Raw genomic sequence first — 469 nt, 5'->3', positions numbered from 1 at the left:
GGAAGTGGGGAGAATTTTCTTGAATCAACATTACGTTATTCGAAAAAATCTGGGGTTGACATTAGTCGAGTGCAGAGTTTCGATGCCAACCGAGATATGACGTGTCGCCTTGCATACTGCGTATTTGGCACGATTGCTTACAATTTTATTCACAAGAACAGCGCATTAAAGGCAGATCGCTTTGCCTTTACACTTTACCCGGGCGGTGGATTCCTCTTAAACGAAGCCTTATCGGACGAAAAACTCCGCAGCATTTTCGCCGATAATCGCTTTGCACGTGTCATCACCACCCAGGCGCCAACATACCGTTATTTAATCGAGAATGGACTATGTGATCCGGGTAAAGTCAGCTACCCCCGGCAAAGCCGGGGGCATGCAAGGCAGTTAACCGCTCAAAGCGGTGAGAACTGGAGCCGCCTGAAGGCGGCAACCGCTACATCAATTTGAGCTGATCGAGTCTACGGTCTTC

At 48.8% G+C, this 469-nt stretch carries 1 protein-coding gene; it reads left to right on the top strand.

The window, feature by feature from the left end:
* Window positions 1-447, top strand: a 447-nt coding sequence (locus GTA51_RS20435) for a hypothetical protein (RefSeq protein ID WP_211922688.1), incomplete at its 5' end; no start/stop codon positions are given.
* Window positions 448-469 lie beyond the last annotated feature (22 nt).

The organism is Solidesulfovibrio aerotolerans (assembly GCF_009856865.1).
Taxonomy (GTDB): domain Bacteria; phylum Desulfobacterota; class Desulfovibrionia; order Desulfovibrionales; family Desulfovibrionaceae; genus Solidesulfovibrio; species Solidesulfovibrio aerotolerans.
This window is presented reverse-complemented; position numbering and strand designations above follow the sequence as displayed.